11 protein-coding genes and 1 rRNA gene are annotated in these 15,213 nt (G+C 51.2%); 11 read left to right on the top strand and 1 reads right to left on the bottom strand.

Annotated features, from left to right (window positions below):
• Nucleotides 1–3: 3 nt before the first annotated feature.
• The 9 genes from ACI48J_RS01505 to ACI48J_RS01545 all read left to right on the top strand — a co-directional run bounded on the left by ACI48J_RS01505 (nucleotide 4) and on the right by ACI48J_RS01545 (nucleotide 12,747).
• Nucleotides 4–2,924: ribosomal RNA gene (locus ACI48J_RS01505) — 23S ribosomal RNA — on the top strand.
• 314 nt (nucleotides 2,925–3,238) lie between these two features.
• Entirely contained in the window at nucleotides 3,239–3,700 is a 462-nt protein-coding gene (locus tag ACI48J_RS01510) for a CtsR family transcriptional regulator (RefSeq protein ID WP_326053472.1), read from the top strand.
• Between the two features lie 12 nt (nucleotides 3,701–3,712).
• Nucleotides 3,713–4,231 carry a UvrB/UvrC motif-containing protein gene (locus ACI48J_RS01515; RefSeq protein WP_405081359.1) on the top strand — a complete coding sequence of 173 codons (519 nt, stop codon included), beginning with the start codon at nucleotides 3,713–3,715 and terminating at the stop codon, nucleotides 4,229–4,231.
• An 87-nt stretch (nucleotides 4,232–4,318) separates the two neighbouring features.
• The gene (locus tag ACI48J_RS01520) at nucleotides 4,319–5,347 is read left to right on the top strand and encodes a protein arginine kinase (protein WP_231392073.1); all 1,029 of its coding nucleotides are present in this window, start codon (nucleotides 4,319–4,321) and stop codon (nucleotides 5,345–5,347) included.
• Between the two features lie 46 nt (nucleotides 5,348–5,393).
• Complete coding sequence (gene clpC / locus ACI48J_RS01525) at nucleotides 5,394–7,841, top strand: ATP-dependent protease ATP-binding subunit ClpC (RefSeq protein ID WP_009674508.1); 2,448 nt, start codon at nucleotides 5,394–5,396, stop codon at nucleotides 7,839–7,841.
• A gap of 157 nt (nucleotides 7,842–7,998) precedes the next feature.
• Nucleotides 7,999–9,366 carry a DNA repair protein RadA gene (gene radA / locus ACI48J_RS01530; protein WP_009674513.1) on the top strand — a complete coding sequence of 456 codons (1,368 nt, stop codon included), beginning with the start codon at nucleotides 7,999–8,001 and terminating at the stop codon, nucleotides 9,364–9,366.
• A 111-nt stretch (nucleotides 9,367–9,477) separates the two neighbouring features.
• A complete protein-coding gene (gene disA, locus ACI48J_RS01535) occupies nucleotides 9,478–10,557 on the top strand; it encodes a DNA integrity scanning diadenylate cyclase DisA (protein ID WP_042235469.1) in 1,080 nt (359 codons plus the stop codon).
• Between the two features lie 86 nt (nucleotides 10,558–10,643).
• A complete protein-coding gene (gene pssA / locus ACI48J_RS01540; RefSeq protein WP_326053479.1) occupies nucleotides 10,644–11,390 on the top strand; it encodes a CDP-diacylglycerol--serine O-phosphatidyltransferase in 747 nt (248 codons plus the stop codon).
• 194 nt (nucleotides 11,391–11,584) lie between these two features.
• Nucleotides 11,585–12,747 (top strand): IS3 family transposase gene (locus tag ACI48J_RS01545; protein ID WP_405081360.1). Its coding sequence is split into 2 segments (ribosomal slippage): nucleotides 11,585–11,858 and nucleotides 11,858–12,747, totalling 1,164 coding nucleotides; the frame shifts between segments, so codons are not numbered across the junction.
• 59 nt (nucleotides 12,748–12,806) lie between these two features.
• On the opposite strand, the gene ACI48J_RS01550 is transcribed toward ACI48J_RS01545, so the two are convergent.
• Nucleotides 12,807–13,202, bottom strand: a complete 396-nt coding sequence (locus tag ACI48J_RS01550) for a DUF1573 domain-containing protein (RefSeq protein WP_405081361.1) — start codon at nucleotides 13,200–13,202, stop codon at nucleotides 12,807–12,809.
• A gap of 162 nt (nucleotides 13,203–13,364) precedes the next feature.
• Between ACI48J_RS01550 and ACI48J_RS01555 the strand changes: the two genes are divergently transcribed.
• A complete protein-coding gene (locus ACI48J_RS01555; RefSeq protein ID WP_405081362.1) occupies nucleotides 13,365–14,411 on the top strand; it encodes a PIN/TRAM domain-containing protein in 1,047 nt (348 codons plus the stop codon).
• Nucleotides 14,412–14,510: 99 nt separating this feature from the next.
• Nucleotides 14,511–15,212: a 2-C-methyl-D-erythritol 4-phosphate cytidylyltransferase gene (gene ispD, locus ACI48J_RS01560; RefSeq protein WP_405081363.1), complete on the top strand. Its 702-nt coding sequence runs from the start codon at nucleotides 14,511–14,513 to the stop codon at nucleotides 15,210–15,212.
• The last annotated feature ends 1 nt before the right edge of the window (nucleotide 15,213 follow it).

Below are 15,213 nucleotides of genomic sequence, written 5' to 3' on the forward strand. Positions count from 1 at the left end.
TTTGGTCAAGCTAATAAGGGCACACGGAGGATGCCTAGGCGCTAGGAGCCGAAGAAGGACGTGGCGAACGACGAAATGCCTCGGGGAGCCGTAAGCAGGCTTTGATCCGGGGATGTCCGAATGGGGGAACCCAGCTGTGGTAATGCGCAGTTACCATGCAGTGAATACATAGCTGCATTGGAGGCACACCCAGGGAACTGAAACATCTAAGTACCTGGAGGAAAAGAAAACAATAGTGATTCCGTCAGTAGCGGCGAGCGAACGCGGATTAGCCCAAACCAAGGAGCTTGCTCCTTGGGGTTGTAGGACGTCAATGTGGCAAAAGTTCATTAGGTGAAGCGATCTGGAAAGGTCCGCTGGAAGAGGTAACAGCCCTGTAGCCGAAAGTGAACGTATGCCTAGACGGATCCTGAGTACGGCGGGACACGTGAAACCCCGTCGGAATCCGGCAGGACCATCTGCCAAGGCTAAATACTCCCTAGCGACCGATAGTGAAGCAGTACCGTGAGGGAAAGGTGAAAAGCACCCCGGGAGGGGAGTGAAAAAGAACCTGAAACCGTGTGCCTACAAGAAGTCAGAGCCCGTTAATGGGTGATGGCGTGCCTTTTGTAGAATGAACCGGCGAGTTACGTTTGCATGCGAGGTTAAGCTGAAAAGGCGGAGCCGCAGCGAAAGCGAGTCTGAATAGGGCGAGTGAGTATGCAGGCGTAGACCCGAAACCGTGTGATCTACCCCTGTCCAGGGTGAAGGTGCGGTAACACGCACTGGAGGCCCGAACCCACGAATGTTGAAAAATTCGGGGATGAGGTGGGGGTAGCGGAGAAATTCCAATCGAACTCGGAGATAGCTGGTTCTCCCCGAAATAGCTTTAGGGCTAGCCTCGGGGGATGTGTCGTGGAGGTAAAGCACTGATTGGGTGCGGGGCCCGCCAAGGGTTACCAAGTCCAGTCAAACTCTGAATGCCACAGACATTACCCCGGGAGTCAGACAGTGAGTGCTAAGATCCATTGTCAAGAGGGAAACAGCCCAGATCATCAGCTAAGGTCCCCAAGTGTGTGTTAAGTGGGAAAGGATGTGGAGTTGCACAGACAACCAGGATGTTGGCTTAGAAGCAGCCACCATTTAAAGAGTGCGTAATAGCTCACTGGTCGAGTGACTCTGCGCCGAAAATGTAACGGGGCTAAACACACCACCGAAGCTATGACTTAGATATCTAAAGATGTCTTGGGGTAGGGGAGCGTTCTGTACGGAGTGAAGGTAGATCGTGAGGACTGCTGGACTGTACAGAAGTGAGAATGCCGGTATGAGTAACGAAAAGATCAGTGAGAATCTGATCCGCCGAAAGCCTAAGGGTTCCTGAGGAAGGTTCGTCCGCTCAGGGTAAGTCGGGACCTAAGGCGAGGCCGAAAGGCGTAGTCGAAGGACAACAGGTTGAAATTCCTGTACCACCGTAAGCCGTTACGAGCAATGGAGTGACGCAGCAGGGTAGGGACGCGGACTGATGGATGTCCGTCCAAGCAGTGAGGCTGATGTGTAGGCAAATCCGCACATCGTAAGGCTGGGCTGTGATGGGGAGCGAAAATTACAGTAGCGAAGGTCTTGATCTCACACTGCCGAGAAAAGCTTCTAGCCAGGCGAAGGTGCCCGTACCGCAAACCGACACAGGTGGGCGAGAAGAGAATTCTAAGGCGCGCGGAAGAACTCTCGTTAAGGAACTCGGCAAAATGACCCCGTAACTTCGGGAGAAGGGGTGCCCCGGTAGTGTGAATAGCACGAGGGGGCCGCAGTGAAAAGGCCCAAGCGACTGTTTAGCAAAAACACAGGTCTATGCGAAGCCGCAAGGCGAAGTATATGGGCTGACGCCTGCCCGGTGCTGGAAGGTTAAGGGGAGCGGTTAGGGGTAACCCGAAGCTGTGAACCGAAGCCCCAGTAAACGGCGGCCGTAACTATAACGGTCCTAAGGTAGCGAAATTCCTTGTCAGGTAAATTCTGACCCGCACGAATGGCGTAACGACTTGGGCGCTGTCTCAACGAGAGATCCGGTGAAATTTTAATACCTGTGAAGATGCAGGTTACCCGCGACAAGACGGAAAGACCCCATGGAGCTTTACTGCAGCTTGATATTGGACTTTGGTACGATCTGTACAGGATAGGTGGGAGCCTTTGAAGCCTGAGCGCCAGCTTGGGTGGAGGCGCCGTTGGGATACCACCCTGATCGTATCGGAGTTCTAACCTACTACCGTGAACCGGTAGAGGGACCGTGTCAGGTGGGCAGTTTGACTGGGGCGGTCGCCTCCTAAAGAGTAACGGAGGCGCCCCAAGGTTCCCTCAGAATGGTTGGAAATCATTCGAAGAGTGCAAAGGCATAAGGGAGCTTGACTGCGAGACATACAGGTCGAGCAGGGACGAAAGTCGGGCTTAGTGATCCGGTGGTACCGCATGGAAGGGCCATCGCTCAACGGATAAAAGCTACCCTGGGGATAACAGGCTTATCTCCCCCAAGAGTCCACATCGACGGGGAGGTTTGGCACCTCGATGTCGGCTCATCGCATCCTGGGGCTGAAGTAGGTCCCAAGGGTTGGGCTGTTCGCCCATTAAAGCGGTACGCGAGCTGGGTTCAGAACGTCGTGAGACAGTTCGGTCCCTATCTGTCGCGGGCGCAGGAAATTTGAGAGGAGCTGTCCTTAGTACGAGAGGACCGGGATGGACGTACCGCTGGTGTACCAGTTGTCTCGCCAGAGGCATAGCTGGGTAGCTATGTACGGAAGGGATAAGCGCTGAAAGCATCTAAGCGTGAAGCCCCCCTCAAGATGAGATTTCCCAGTATGTAAGACCCCTTGAAGACGACGAGGTAGATAGGTTGGAGGTGGAAGCACAGCAATGTGTGGAGCTGACCAATACTAATCGGTCGAGGGCTTGACCACGAGGCTTTTCCGACAGGAAAATGCCGCATCGAAAGGCGTACGCGGTAAGCGTAGGCACCACAAGATCTTTGGATGGATCGACTGCACGTTTCGCTGCTAGTTTTCAGGGAGCAACGAAAACCTCTATGAATTTATTTCATAGAGGTTTTTTGCTGTATTTGCATATTTTTCGGGATAGCGTTAAAACTAAAGAGAGGGAGTTCCGCTTAACTGTTTATCAGGTACTTGCAAAGTAATATGAAAATGATTATAATTAAGTTAAGGTCAAAGAAAGTCAAAGTCAATTTACTTCTCAACAACGGGAGGCTGAATTGATGCGTAATGTTTCCGAGATTATTGAGCAATACCTAAAGCATATACTGCAGCAAAGCACCGAAGGGTCCATTGAGATCCAGCGGAACGAGCTCGCTGATCAATTTCAGTGTGTGCCGTCTCAGATTAATTATGTCATCAGCACACGATTTACCCTTGAAAAAGGCTACGTGGTGGAAAGCAAGCGCGGAGGCGGGGGTTATATCCGGATTCAGAAGATCGAACTCAACGCCTACGGTTCACTGCTGGACACCATCATGACTACCATTCGTGAAAGTATAGATCAAGCGTCGGCCGAAGGGTTGATTTACCGTCTGGAAGAAGGCCGGTTGATCAGCCGGAGGGAAGCTGCCATCATTAAAGCGGCCATATCGCGGGATGTGCTTCAGTTTAAGCTTCCTTTACGGGATGAAGTCCGTGCCCGGATTTTAAAGGCGATGCTGATATCCTTACTGAGCAAATAAGGAGGGGTTGACGTGCTTTGTCAAGAATGCGGCAAACGGCCCGCAACGCTTCATTTTACGAAAATCGTTAACGGCGAGAAAACAGAGTTTCACTTCTGTGAAACATGCGCCAAAGAGAAGGGCGAGCTTATTCCCGGTACGCCGGGAGGGTTTTCCATTCATAATTTGCTTTCGGGCCTGCTGGACTTCGATCCTTCCTCCGGAACGGTCTCAAGCAAAGCGCGTCCGATAAGATGCGAACACTGCGGACTTACGTATTCACAGTTCAGCAAGCTGGGACGTTTCGGCTGCAGCCACTGCTATGAAAGCTTTCAGGATAAGTTGGATCCCCTGTTTAAGCGGGTTCACGGCAATACGCAGCATGTCGGCAAAGTGCCGAAACGTTCCGGACAGGAGATCGAGTTGAAGCGTGAGGTGGAGCGTCTCAAGAAAGAACTTCAGACGTACATCGAACAGGAAGAATTCGAGCAAGCGGCTCAACTGCGAGACCGTATTCGCGACCTCGATAAGAAGTCAGCCGGCAGCAGTTAACTTCGACGCCCGCCTCAAACCTTTGAACTTGGAGAAAAGGAGGGTTCCTCTTTGAGACATTTTGTCAAGGAAGCATTAAGCGAATGGATGAAAGGGGACGGTCCCGATTCGGATATTGTGATCAGCAGCCGCATCCGTATAGCGCGGAATCTGCAAGATTATCCGTTTCCTATGTTGGCCGCGAACCAGCAGTCCGCGGAAGTGCTTGAGAAAGTTTCAGCTGTACTGGGCAATGAAGATTTAAAAACGATCAGCGACTTCACGCTTGTACCGCTCTCGGAACTAAATGAACTGGAGCGGAGGATCCTGGTAGAGAAGCATTTGATCAGCCCGAATCTGGCAACCGAATCGCGGAACGGAGCCGTTATCCTTAATGATAACGAATCTATCAGCATTATGGTGAATGAAGAGGATCATCTTCGGATTCAATGTCTGTGTCCCGGATTTCAAATTAAAGAGGCCTGGGATCTGGCGAACCAGATTGACGATATTTTCGAATCTCAGCTAGACTACGGCTTTGACGAAAGACGCGGCTACTTGACCAGCTGCCCTACGAATGTGGGAACCGGTATACGGGCTTCGGTCATGATGCATCTGCCCGCTCTTGTTTTGACCCAGCAAATCAATCGAATTCTATCGGCGGTTTCACAGGTCGGCTTGACAGTCCGGGGCCTATATGGCGAAGGAAGCGAAGCGTTGGGAAATTTATTTCAGATTTCCAATCAGATTACGCTCGGCCAGTCCGAAGATGAAATCATTGATAATCTATATAGCGTAGCCAAACAGATTATCGAACACGAGCGCGCCGCAAGAAGGCAACTCATGCAGGAATCCAGAATACGTATAACAGACCGCGTTATGCGGTCATACGGAATTTTGACTCACGCTTCGATTATCGATTCCAAGGAAGCGGCGCAGCGGCTATCCGATGTCCGCCTTGGCATAGATCTTAATTTAGTGGGGGAAGTTCCCGCACACACCATGAATGAGCTTCTTGTGATGACACAGCCGGGATTTTTGCAGCAAATAGCAGGGGAGCTTTTATCTCCCGACGACCGGGATATCCGGCGTGCTCAAATCATCAGGGAAAGATTCAAGCCGTGTCATAACGTTTAATGGTACTATACGACTTTCGTTCGAAATTACAATGGAGGTGCTAAGTATGATGTTTGGAAGATTTACGGAACGTGCACAGAAAGTTCTTTCCCTTGCACAGGAAGAAGCAGTACGCCTGGGTCACAACAATATAGGTACGGAGCATATCTTGCTGGGCCTTATCCGCGAAGGCGAAGGCATTGCGGCCAAAGCGCTGGTGGCTCTCGGACTCGGACTTGAAAAAATTCAAGATGAGGTCGAATCTTTAATCGGCCGCGGACAAGAGCAGCCCTCCAATATCGCTTACACACCGCGTGCCAAAAAGGTCATTGAACTTTCGATGGACGAAGCCAGAAAGCTTGGCCATACGTACGTAGGAACGGAGCATATCCTGCTCGGTCTGATCCGTGAGGGCGAAGGGGTTGCGGCTCGCGTGCTGAACAACCTGGGCATTTCCTTGAACAAAGCCCGCCAGCAAGTCCTGCAGCTTCTCGGAAGCAGCGAGGTCGTTTCGAGCAATCACGGCAGTGGCAACAACGTCAACACGCCTACGCTGGACAGTCTCGCGAGAGATCTGACGGCTATCGCCAAAGAAGGTAACTTGGATCCGGTAATCGGACGTTCCAAAGAAATCGAGCGTGTTATTCAGGTTCTCAGCCGCCGCACCAAAAACAACCCCGTTCTGATCGGGGAGCCAGGTGTAGGTAAAACGGCTATCGCCGAAGGTCTCGCTCAAAAGATCATCAACAATGAAATTCCGGAAACGTTAAAAGATAAGCGTGTCATGACGCTCGATATGGGTTCTGTCGTGGCAGGCACCAAATACCGCGGTGAATTTGAAGATCGTCTGAAGAAGATCATGGATGAAATCCGCCAGGCGGGGAACATCATTCTCTTCATCGATGAGCTGCATACCTTGATCGGCGCCGGCGGTGCAGAGGGTGCGATTGATGCCTCCAACATTCTGAAGCCGGCTTTGGCTCGCGGCGAACTGCAGTGCATCGGAGCCACTACTTTGGATGAGTACCGCAAATACATCGAGAAGGATGCCGCTCTGGAGCGCCGCTTCCAGCCGATTACGGTGGATCAGCCGACTCCGGAAGAAGCGATCCAAATTCTTCACGGACTGCGTGACCGTTACGAGGCGCATCACCGGGTGAAAATCACCGATGAAGCCATCGAGGAAGCAGTCAAGCTGTCGGACCGCTATATTCCCGACCGTTTCCTGCCCGATAAGGCGATCGACTTGATCGATGAAGCAAGCTCGAAAGTAAGGCTTCACTCTTACACGGTACCGCCTAGCTTGAAAGAGCTGGAGCAAAAGCTCGAAAACATCCGCAAGGAGAAAGACGCGGCCGTTCAAAGCCAGGAGTTCGAGAAAGCCGCTTCTTTGCGTGATACCGAGCAAAAGCTGCGCGAAGAACTCGACAGCACGAAGAACGATTGGAAAGAGAAGCAGGGACGCATGGACACGGAGGTGACTCCGGACGACATCGCCCAGGTGGTTGCAAGCTGGACCGGTATTCCGGTACGTAAACTGGCTGAGGAGGAGACGGAGCGTCTTCTTAAAATGGAAGACATCCTTCACAACCGTGTGATCGGCCAGGAAGAAGCGGTGAAAGCGGTCAGCCGCGCAATCCGCCGTGCAAGAGCGGGTCTGAAAGATCCGAAGCGTCCGATGGGCTCCTTTATCTTCCTGGGTCCGACCGGTGTAGGTAAAACCGAGCTTGCCCGTGCTTTGGCGGAATCCCTGTTCGGAGATGAAAATGCCGTTATTCGCATTGATATGTCCGAATATATGGAGAAACACTCCACGTCCCGTCTCGTAGGAGCGCCTCCGGGATATGTAGGCTATGAAGAAGGCGGCCAATTGACCGAAAAAGTACGCCGCAAGCCTTACTCCGTTGTCCTGCTTGATGAAATCGAGAAAGCACATCCGGAAGTGTTCAATATCCTTCTGCAGGTGCTGGAAGACGGGCGCCTTACCGATTCCAAAGGCCGTACCGTTGACTTCCGCAACACCTTGATCATCATGACGTCTAACGTGGGCGCCGATACGATTAAGAAAAATTCGACGCTAGGCTTTACGGCTGTCCAAGATTCCGGCAAAGATTACAACAACATGAAGGACAAAGTAATGAATGAGCTGAAGAAAAGCTTCCGTCCGGAGTTCCTGAACCGGATCGACGAAATTATCGTCTTCCACTCTCTCGACGAGAAGCATATTGCTGAAATCGTCAGCCTCATGGCCGACGAGCTCCGCAAGCGCCTGAAAGAACAGGAAGTCGACTTTATCCTCACCGATAACGCGAAGAACTTCCTGGCCAAGGAAGGCTTTGATCCAAGCTATGGAGCAAGGCCGCTTCGCAGGGCGATCCAGAAGCACATTGAGGACCGTCTTTCCGAAGAACTTCTCAAAGGAAGCATTTCCAAGGGCGACTCCCTTACTATAGACGAAAAAGACGGCGAACTGGTTGTGCTTCGGAACGAAGAAGCGATGACGCAGACCAAGTAAGAATTAAAATCAAGCATTTTGCGGTATGGAGCTGTACCGCAAAATGCTTTTTCTTTTGCCAAGTACTTTCATAGCATTCGCAAAAATGGTAAACTTTGAATGACGCTGGAACGGTTTGCCCGTTCTATGCGTAGAAACAGAAGGGGAACTTCGCGCCATGAGTAAAACAAAAACGAAATTCATCTGCCAGCAGTGCGGGTATGAAACCCCGAAGTGGCTCGGCAAATGTCCCGGCTGCGGAGCGTGGAACAGTTTTGCCGAAGAAGTAGAGACGGTTGTCAAGACGCAGGGAATGAATTCTTCTTTTCTGCGGACGAAAGAAAAACCGACTCCGATCATAAACATAGAAAGCAGCGTAGAGCAGCGAGTGCTTACGGATAATGGCGAGCTCAACCGCGTTTTGGGCGGCGGCTTCGTCCCCGGTTCGCTCATACTGGTCGGGGGAGATCCCGGTATAGGGAAATCAACGCTGCTCCTGCAAACCTCGCACTCGCTAACCAAAGAGGGGCGGAAGGTTCTGTACATCTCAGGCGAGGAATCGATTCGTCAGACGAAGCTGCGCGCGGACCGGCTGGATGCCGTTTCGCCGAATCTATACGTGCTCTGCGAAACGAATATGGAAGTGGTTGAAGAGGCGATCCAGGAAGTCCAGCCGGATTTTCTGGTCATCGACTCCATTCAGACCGTCTACCATCCAAGCGTATCCTCCGCCCCGGGAACCGTTTCCCAAGTACGTGAATGCACAAGCCATTTCATGCGCATAGCTAAGCTTAAGAATATAGCGACGGTTCTTGTCGGCCATGTAACCAAGGAAGGCGCCATTGCAGGACCGCGCCTGCTTGAACACATGGTGGACTGTGTGCTTTATTTTGAAGGGGAACGGCATCACACCTACCGCGTTTTGCGTGCGGTTAAAAACCGGTTCGGTTCAACGAACGAAATCGGCATCTTCGAAATGCGGGAAACCGGGCTGGCCGAAGTGAGCAATCCGTCGGAGCTTTTCCTGTCCGAGCGCCCGCTTGGCGTAGCCGGATCGACAGTCGTCGCCAGCATGGAAGGAACGAGACCGGTCCTGGTTGAGATACAGGCGCTTGTCTCGTCAACGAATTTCCCGTCTCCGCGAAGAATGGCTACGGGAATCGACCATAACCGGCTATCGCTCATTATGGCGGTCTTGGAGAAACGGGTCGGCCTGTTCCTTCAGAGTCAGGACGCTTACTTGAACGTAGCCGGCGGAGTCAAGCTCGATGAGCCGGCTGTCGATCTGGCCGTGGCGATAAGCATCGCCTCCAGCTTCAAAGAGCAGCCGACGCAGGCTTACGACGCCGTGTTCGGCGAGATCGGGCTCACGGGAGAGGTCCGCGGCGTATCGCGTATCGACCAGCGGGTCAAGGAAGCGCAGAAGCTCGGCTTCAGGCGCGTCATCATGCCTGAGAAAAGCCTCAAGGGCTGGACGCCTCCAAAGGGCATCGAAGTGGTCGGCGTAAGTACGGTGTCCGAAGCTTTGAAAGCGGCATTGGACTAGTCTATAATCCGTGCAGCCGGATTCGTCGGCCATGCAAGACGGATCTATTGAAAACAAGGCTAGCGTGAAGACGCTCGGCTAACAGAACGGAAATGCTTCAGGAGGATTAACATGAGCAAAGAAGAAACTAAACGAGACGTCATGAGCCAACTGCTCCAGCTGGTCGCTCCGGGTACGCCTTTCCGCGATGGGCTCGAGAACGTGCTTCGTGCCAAGACGGGAGCCTTGATTGTCGTCGGATGCACTCCGGAAGTCATGGAAATCGTGGACGGCGGATTTTCCATCGACTGCGATTTTACGCCAAACTATTTGTATGAATTGGCCAAAATGGACGGAGCCATCATTCTAAATGAAGATGCCAAGAAAATTTTATATGCGAATACCCAATTGATTCCGAACTCTTCGATTCCATCGACCGAGACGGGAATCCGGCATCGTACGGCCGAGCGTGTTGCCAAGCAGACGAATAAACTGGTTGTGTCTATTTCCCAGCGGCGGAATATTATTACCTTGTATCAAGGAAACCTGAGGTATTCCCTCAAGGATATCGGGGTCATTCTGACCAAGGCGAATCAGGCGATTCAGACGATGGAACGATACAAGACGGAGCTGGATCAGTCCTTGATCAATTTGGGCGCTTCCGAGTTCGAAGAGCTTGTGACTCTGCATGATGTCACCAACGCTATTCAGCGGGTAGAAATGGTGCTGCGTATTAAGAACGAGCTCAACAGATACATTACGGAGCTTGGTACCGAAGGACGCCTGATTTCCATGCAGCTCGAAGAACTGGTCGGTAATACGGAGCTGGAAGTGCGTCTGCTTCTGAAGGATTATGTCCGGGAACTCAGCGAAGAGAAGATCAAAGATATTTTGCTGGGGCTCAAACGCCTTTCTTCCGAAGAATTGCTTGACCCGCACCATATTATCCGGCTGCTCGGCTATCCGCACACCAACGCCGTATCGGAGGAGCTCGTTTCTCCAAGAGGGTTCCGGGTACTCAACAAAATCCCGCGGCTTCCTTCCATCATCATCAGCAATCTGGTGGAAAAATTCGGTCATCTCCCTCATATCACGGTAGCGACGATCGAAGAATTGGATGAGGTGGACGGTATCGGAGAGGTTCGGGCAAGGGCGATCAAAGAAGGGCTGCGCAGAATTCAGGAGCAAGTATTAATTGACAGGCATATTTAAATTGCATACAATCATAAAGTATAAATATGGGTTGGATTACGTTGTTTTAATGGGGTACAGTATATTTAGAGGTGGACTAAACTAATATGATAACCAAATCGCTTCCTAGCTTGTTTACTGTTGGGAATCTGTTTTTAGGCGTTCTGGCCATTATTCTCGTGTTTAACGAAAGACCGGATACGGCGGCCGTACTTGTCATTGTAGCTATGCTGCTCGACGGTCTGGATGGACGAGTTGCTCGTGCGCTCAACGCGCAGAGTGAGTTTGGTAAAGAACTGGATTCGTTGTCGGATGTCATTTCGTTCGGTGTAGCACCGGCATTCATTATGTACGTTGTCGCATTCGGCGATATCCGCCCTGCCGCGGCAGCTTGGGTCGTAACGGCCATATTCCCGATTTGCGGCGCTCTTCGTTTGGCACGGTTTAATGTGGTGGCAGGTACACCGGGTTACTTTATCGGCTTACCTATTCCGGCAGCAGGCGGCATACTTGCAACGCTGGCATTGTTCCACAACGAGCTTAACGTCTATGTTCTACTGGTCAGCACCGTGCTGCTTTCCTATCTGATGGTGAGCAACGTCAAATATCCGAACTTTAAGAAAGCGGGCATTCCCAAAGCCGCTATCTGGATTACACCGATCATTGTGATCATCGCCGTTATTATCGGAATCAGCAAACCATCGTTCATTTCCAAAATGATTTTCATACCGCTTGTGATCTATGCGCTCTATGGCTTAAAAAAAAACGTTGATCGCCTCTTCGTTCTTCGCCGCAGAAAGCGCAAAGGCATGGAAACGACCGAAGATCTGGCGAATTCAAAAACTCATCTATAAAAAAAGTGCAGGGAGCCTAAGCTTCCTGTTTCTTTTTTTACCGCTGAATCGGTACCGCAGTGAACAAAAAAAGCATCTATTTTCATCCGGGCTGCGGAGGGACTGACCCCTTAGCGTGAGACAAATCAAAACACCTTCAAGAGAATTCCTAAACATCGTAAGATGTGGAGGACAACTTTGGAGGTGTTTTTGCGTTGGCAACAAGAGTCAGTTACCCACTTGAAATCAAAATGAAGGCAATTGAATTGAGATTGGCTGGTGTGACGAAGCGCGAGATAATGGAGCAGCTTAACATTCGAAATAAGTCACAAGTAGAGACGTGGCTACGTTGGTATCACGCGGGTGAACTACACCGTCTAGAGCAGCCTGTCGGCAAACAGTATAGTTATGGCAAAGGTCCGGAGTACGAATCAGAAACGGAGAAACTGCATGCGGAGATTCGGTTTTTAAAGCAGCAGCTCGAAGTGCTAAAAAAGTTCAAGGAGTGGGAAAGGAGTTGTCGCCGGAAGTCGTAATTCCATGGATGGAGAGCATCAAAACCATAGTCACCGTACAGCAAGCCTGCGACTGGATCGGGCTGCCTCGTTCCACCTACTATCGCTGGAAGAACCGAGATTTTTCCGCAAAGTCAGACAAGCTTGCCTCACCCATTCGAGAACTGTGCCAGAAGCATCGCTTCCGTTACGGATACAGAAAGATCACCTCCCAGTTGCGACGCCAGGAGACGGTCAATCATAAGTGCGTACAACGAATTATGCAACAGAACGGATGGCAGTGCCGGGTCAAGGTGAAGAAGCGCAAACAAACAGGACAACCCGCATATATAGCAGAGCATTTACTACAGCGGGAATTCGTAGCGGACCGTCCCTTGCAGAAACTGGTCACGGACATTACTTATCTCCCTTATGGCCACAGCATGATGTATCTGTCGACTATTTTGGATCTATACAACGGCGAGGTTGTGGCCTACAGTATTGGAGATAGACAGGATGTACATTTTGTACTGGATACACTGCAGCAACTCCCTGATGTGAATGGAGCGATGTTGCATAGCGACCAAGGCTCCGTTTACACATCACATGCATACCAGCATGCTGTAAAGGAAAAAGGCATTACCATGAGCATGTCCCGCAAAGGAACGCCCGCTGATAATGCCCTGATCGAATCGTTTCATTCCACGCTAAAGTCTGAAACGTTCTACCTTGAGAATCTCACTTGTACGACGACTGCAATCGTTATACAAACGGTACAGGAGTACATCCATTACTATAACGCAATTCGTATTCAAGCGAAACTAAATAACCAGTCACCGATTGAATATCGGCAACTGGCTGCTTCGTTAAATAAGGTGTTTTGATCCCTGTCTCAGAAACGGGGGTCAGTCCCGGAGGAGAATACATGCTTTTTTTCTTCTATCTAAGACATATTGAAAAATCCGAGTGTCGAGCATTTTTTCGATTCGTCTTCGAGCACTTTTTCCAAGTTCACATCAAGAAGATTGCTCAGAGCGGAAAGATAAAAAAGGTGCTTACCGATCTCAGTGGAAATCGCCTCCATGCAGTGTTCGCACAACTGGCCTTCCAAATGGGTTTGCAGCTCGAGTTTAGCCTGATCCAATGTCATTTCGGGAGAATACTCCTGTTTCTTGGCATTGACTTCAACGCAGCCGCATTCGGTAATCGATTTGATGACAGAGCGGTTCACACCGGCATTGGATTGTTGGAATTTGGACAATACATCAAGCAGGCTGCGGTGGCGAAGCAGCAGTTCACCAACTTGTTCCTGGAAATCTTTCAGGGACAGGGCATTCATCTCATGCACCTCATTTTAGTTTCGTCTCCATCTCATTATATAGAAATAAGGTTAACGAGGCAATCTGACACCTTCCCTGTGTTTATACATCCAACAATTGGAACATACTTGTAACAGGGGAGAGGATCCTCTTACTTTGGATGATGGAGGTGAATCCGTAAGATGAAATGGATTCAATGGATTATTGCCGTCTTAGGTGGTGCGCTCGGTTACGGGTGGAGTGATGCCATTATTCAATTATCGGGAATCAACGGTGGAGCGGTTGTGGATTACACGGCAGCTGGAGCGGGATTTGTCGGGATGTTTATCGTGTCCTGGATAGGCATGGGCCTTATTTTAAGACTGGTGCAGCGTGGAGAAAACAGCTTATCGCAAATGCCCGCTTCCGATTTTCTTCCGGCCGCATTCGGTACGATCGTGGGGCTGCTTGCAGCCGTGCTGGTATTCCCGGCGCTTGAACGGGTTCATGTGGTATTGGCGGGTATGGCTACCGTTCTTCTGGCCTTCATGGGCGGCCGGATCGGCTACGGCAAGAGCGAGGAAATTTTCGAACTTCTGAGCAGCCGAAAAGACGGCGGAAGCGGCAAAGGAAAAATGCCGGAGGAGCACAAGATTCTCGATACGAGCGTGATCATAGACGGACGGATTGCGGACATTTGCAAAACCGGGTTTATTGAAGGGACGCTGGTTATTCCGGAATTTGTCCTTGAGGAGCTTCAGCATATCGCGGATTCTTCCGATTTGCTCAAACGTAATCGCGGCAGGCGCGGACTGGATATTTTAAATAAGATTCAGAAGGAACTTGACGTGAAAGTTCTAATCTATGAAGGTGACTTCGAGGAAATTTCCGAAGTGGACAGCAAGCTTATCCGGCTCGCCAAAGTGCTTCAAGGTAAAGTGATCACCAACGATTATAACTTGAACAAGGTTTGTGAGCTCCAAGGCGTGTCCGTTCTGAACATCAATGATCTGGCGAATGCCGTAAAACCGGTTGTCCTTCCCGGCGAAGAGATTCTGGTTCAGGTCATCAAGGACGGCAAAGAGCATGGACAAGGAGTAGCGTATCTGGATGACGGAACCATGATCGTCGTGGAAGGCGGACGGGACTTTATCGGATCCCTGCTTGAGGTAATGGTGACAAGTGTCCTTCAAACGTCAGCAGGACGAATGATCTTCGCGAAGCCCAAGCTCTTGGAAAAAGCGCAATAAAGGGTTATCATAGGGAGAGTATTTCGCTGGGGCTGCAGCACGGCACGTTAAAGCAGAAGAAAAGGGCTGCAGCAGCAAAACCCGGTGGTAACCGGAGGTATGCAGGTGAATAAAGTCGGCGTCATCGTCGTTGCGGCAGGCAGAGGTTCACGAATGCGGACGGCGGAAAGTAAACAATATCTGGAGCTGGCGGGCAAGCCGATTTTGGTACATACGCTGGAACTCTTCGAGAAGATTGCCCGCATCGACTCCGTTGTGCTGGTGACCGGGGAAGAGGACGTCCCGCGCTGCGAATCGTATGCCGCTCGCTACGGGCTGCATAAAGTCAGCCGAGTCATAGCCGGCGGCGCGGAACGGCAGGACTCCGTCCGGTCCGGACTGGAGGCGCTCGGCGCGGATACGCAGTGGGTGCTTGTCCATGACGGCGTCCGCCCGCTCGTTACCGAAGAGCAGGTAGGCGCCTGTCTGGACAAAGCCATAGATACAGGCGCGGCCGTGCTGGCCGTTCCCGTTAAAGACACGATCAAGGTCGTGAGTGAGGATGGCCAGATCATGTCCACACCCGACCGCAAAAGCTTGTGGGCGATCCAAACGCCGCAGGCTTTTCGGTTTTCTCTTTTAAAAGAAGCGCATAAGGCGGCGGTCCGCGACGGATTCCTTGGCACAGACGATGCCATGCTCGTCGAACGGGCGGGGCATACGGTGCATGTCGTCGAAGGGGATTATGCCAATATCAAAATCACTACCCCCGAAGATCTGCCATGGGCGGAATGGTTGTTAGGCAACAGGAGAGGAGAATAGA

It is taken from the genome of Paenibacillus chitinolyticus, from assembly GCF_045038035.1.
GTDB lineage: Bacteria > Bacillota > Bacilli > Paenibacillales > NBRC-103111 > Paenibacillus_F > Paenibacillus_F chitinolyticus_A.

Coding starts and splice junctions, on each gene's coding strand:
- ACI48J_RS01510 (WP_326053472.1), top strand. CDS start 3,239: ATGCGTAATGTTTCCGAGATTATTGAGCAATACCTAAAGCATATACTG.
- ACI48J_RS01520 (WP_231392073.1), top strand. CDS start 4,319: ATGAAAGGGGACGGTCCCGATTCGGATATTGTGATCAGCAGCCGCATC.
- clpC (WP_009674508.1), top strand. CDS start 5,394: ATGATGTTTGGAAGATTTACGGAACGTGCACAGAAAGTTCTTTCCCTT.
- radA (WP_009674513.1), top strand. CDS start 7,999: ATGAGTAAAACAAAAACGAAATTCATCTGCCAGCAGTGCGGGTATGAA.
- disA (WP_042235469.1), top strand. CDS start 9,478: ATGAGCAAAGAAGAAACTAAACGAGACGTCATGAGCCAACTGCTCCAG.
- pssA (WP_326053479.1), top strand. CDS start 10,644: ATGATAACCAAATCGCTTCCTAGCTTGTTTACTGTTGGGAATCTGTTT.
- ACI48J_RS01550 (WP_405081361.1), bottom strand. CDS start 13,202: ATGAATGCCCTGTCCCTGAAAGATTTCCAGGAACAAGTTGGTGAACTG.
- ACI48J_RS01555 (WP_405081362.1), top strand. CDS start 13,365: ATGAAATGGATTCAATGGATTATTGCCGTCTTAGGTGGTGCGCTCGGT.
- ispD (WP_405081363.1), top strand. CDS start 14,511: ATGCAGGTGAATAAAGTCGGCGTCATCGTCGTTGCGGCAGGCAGAGGT.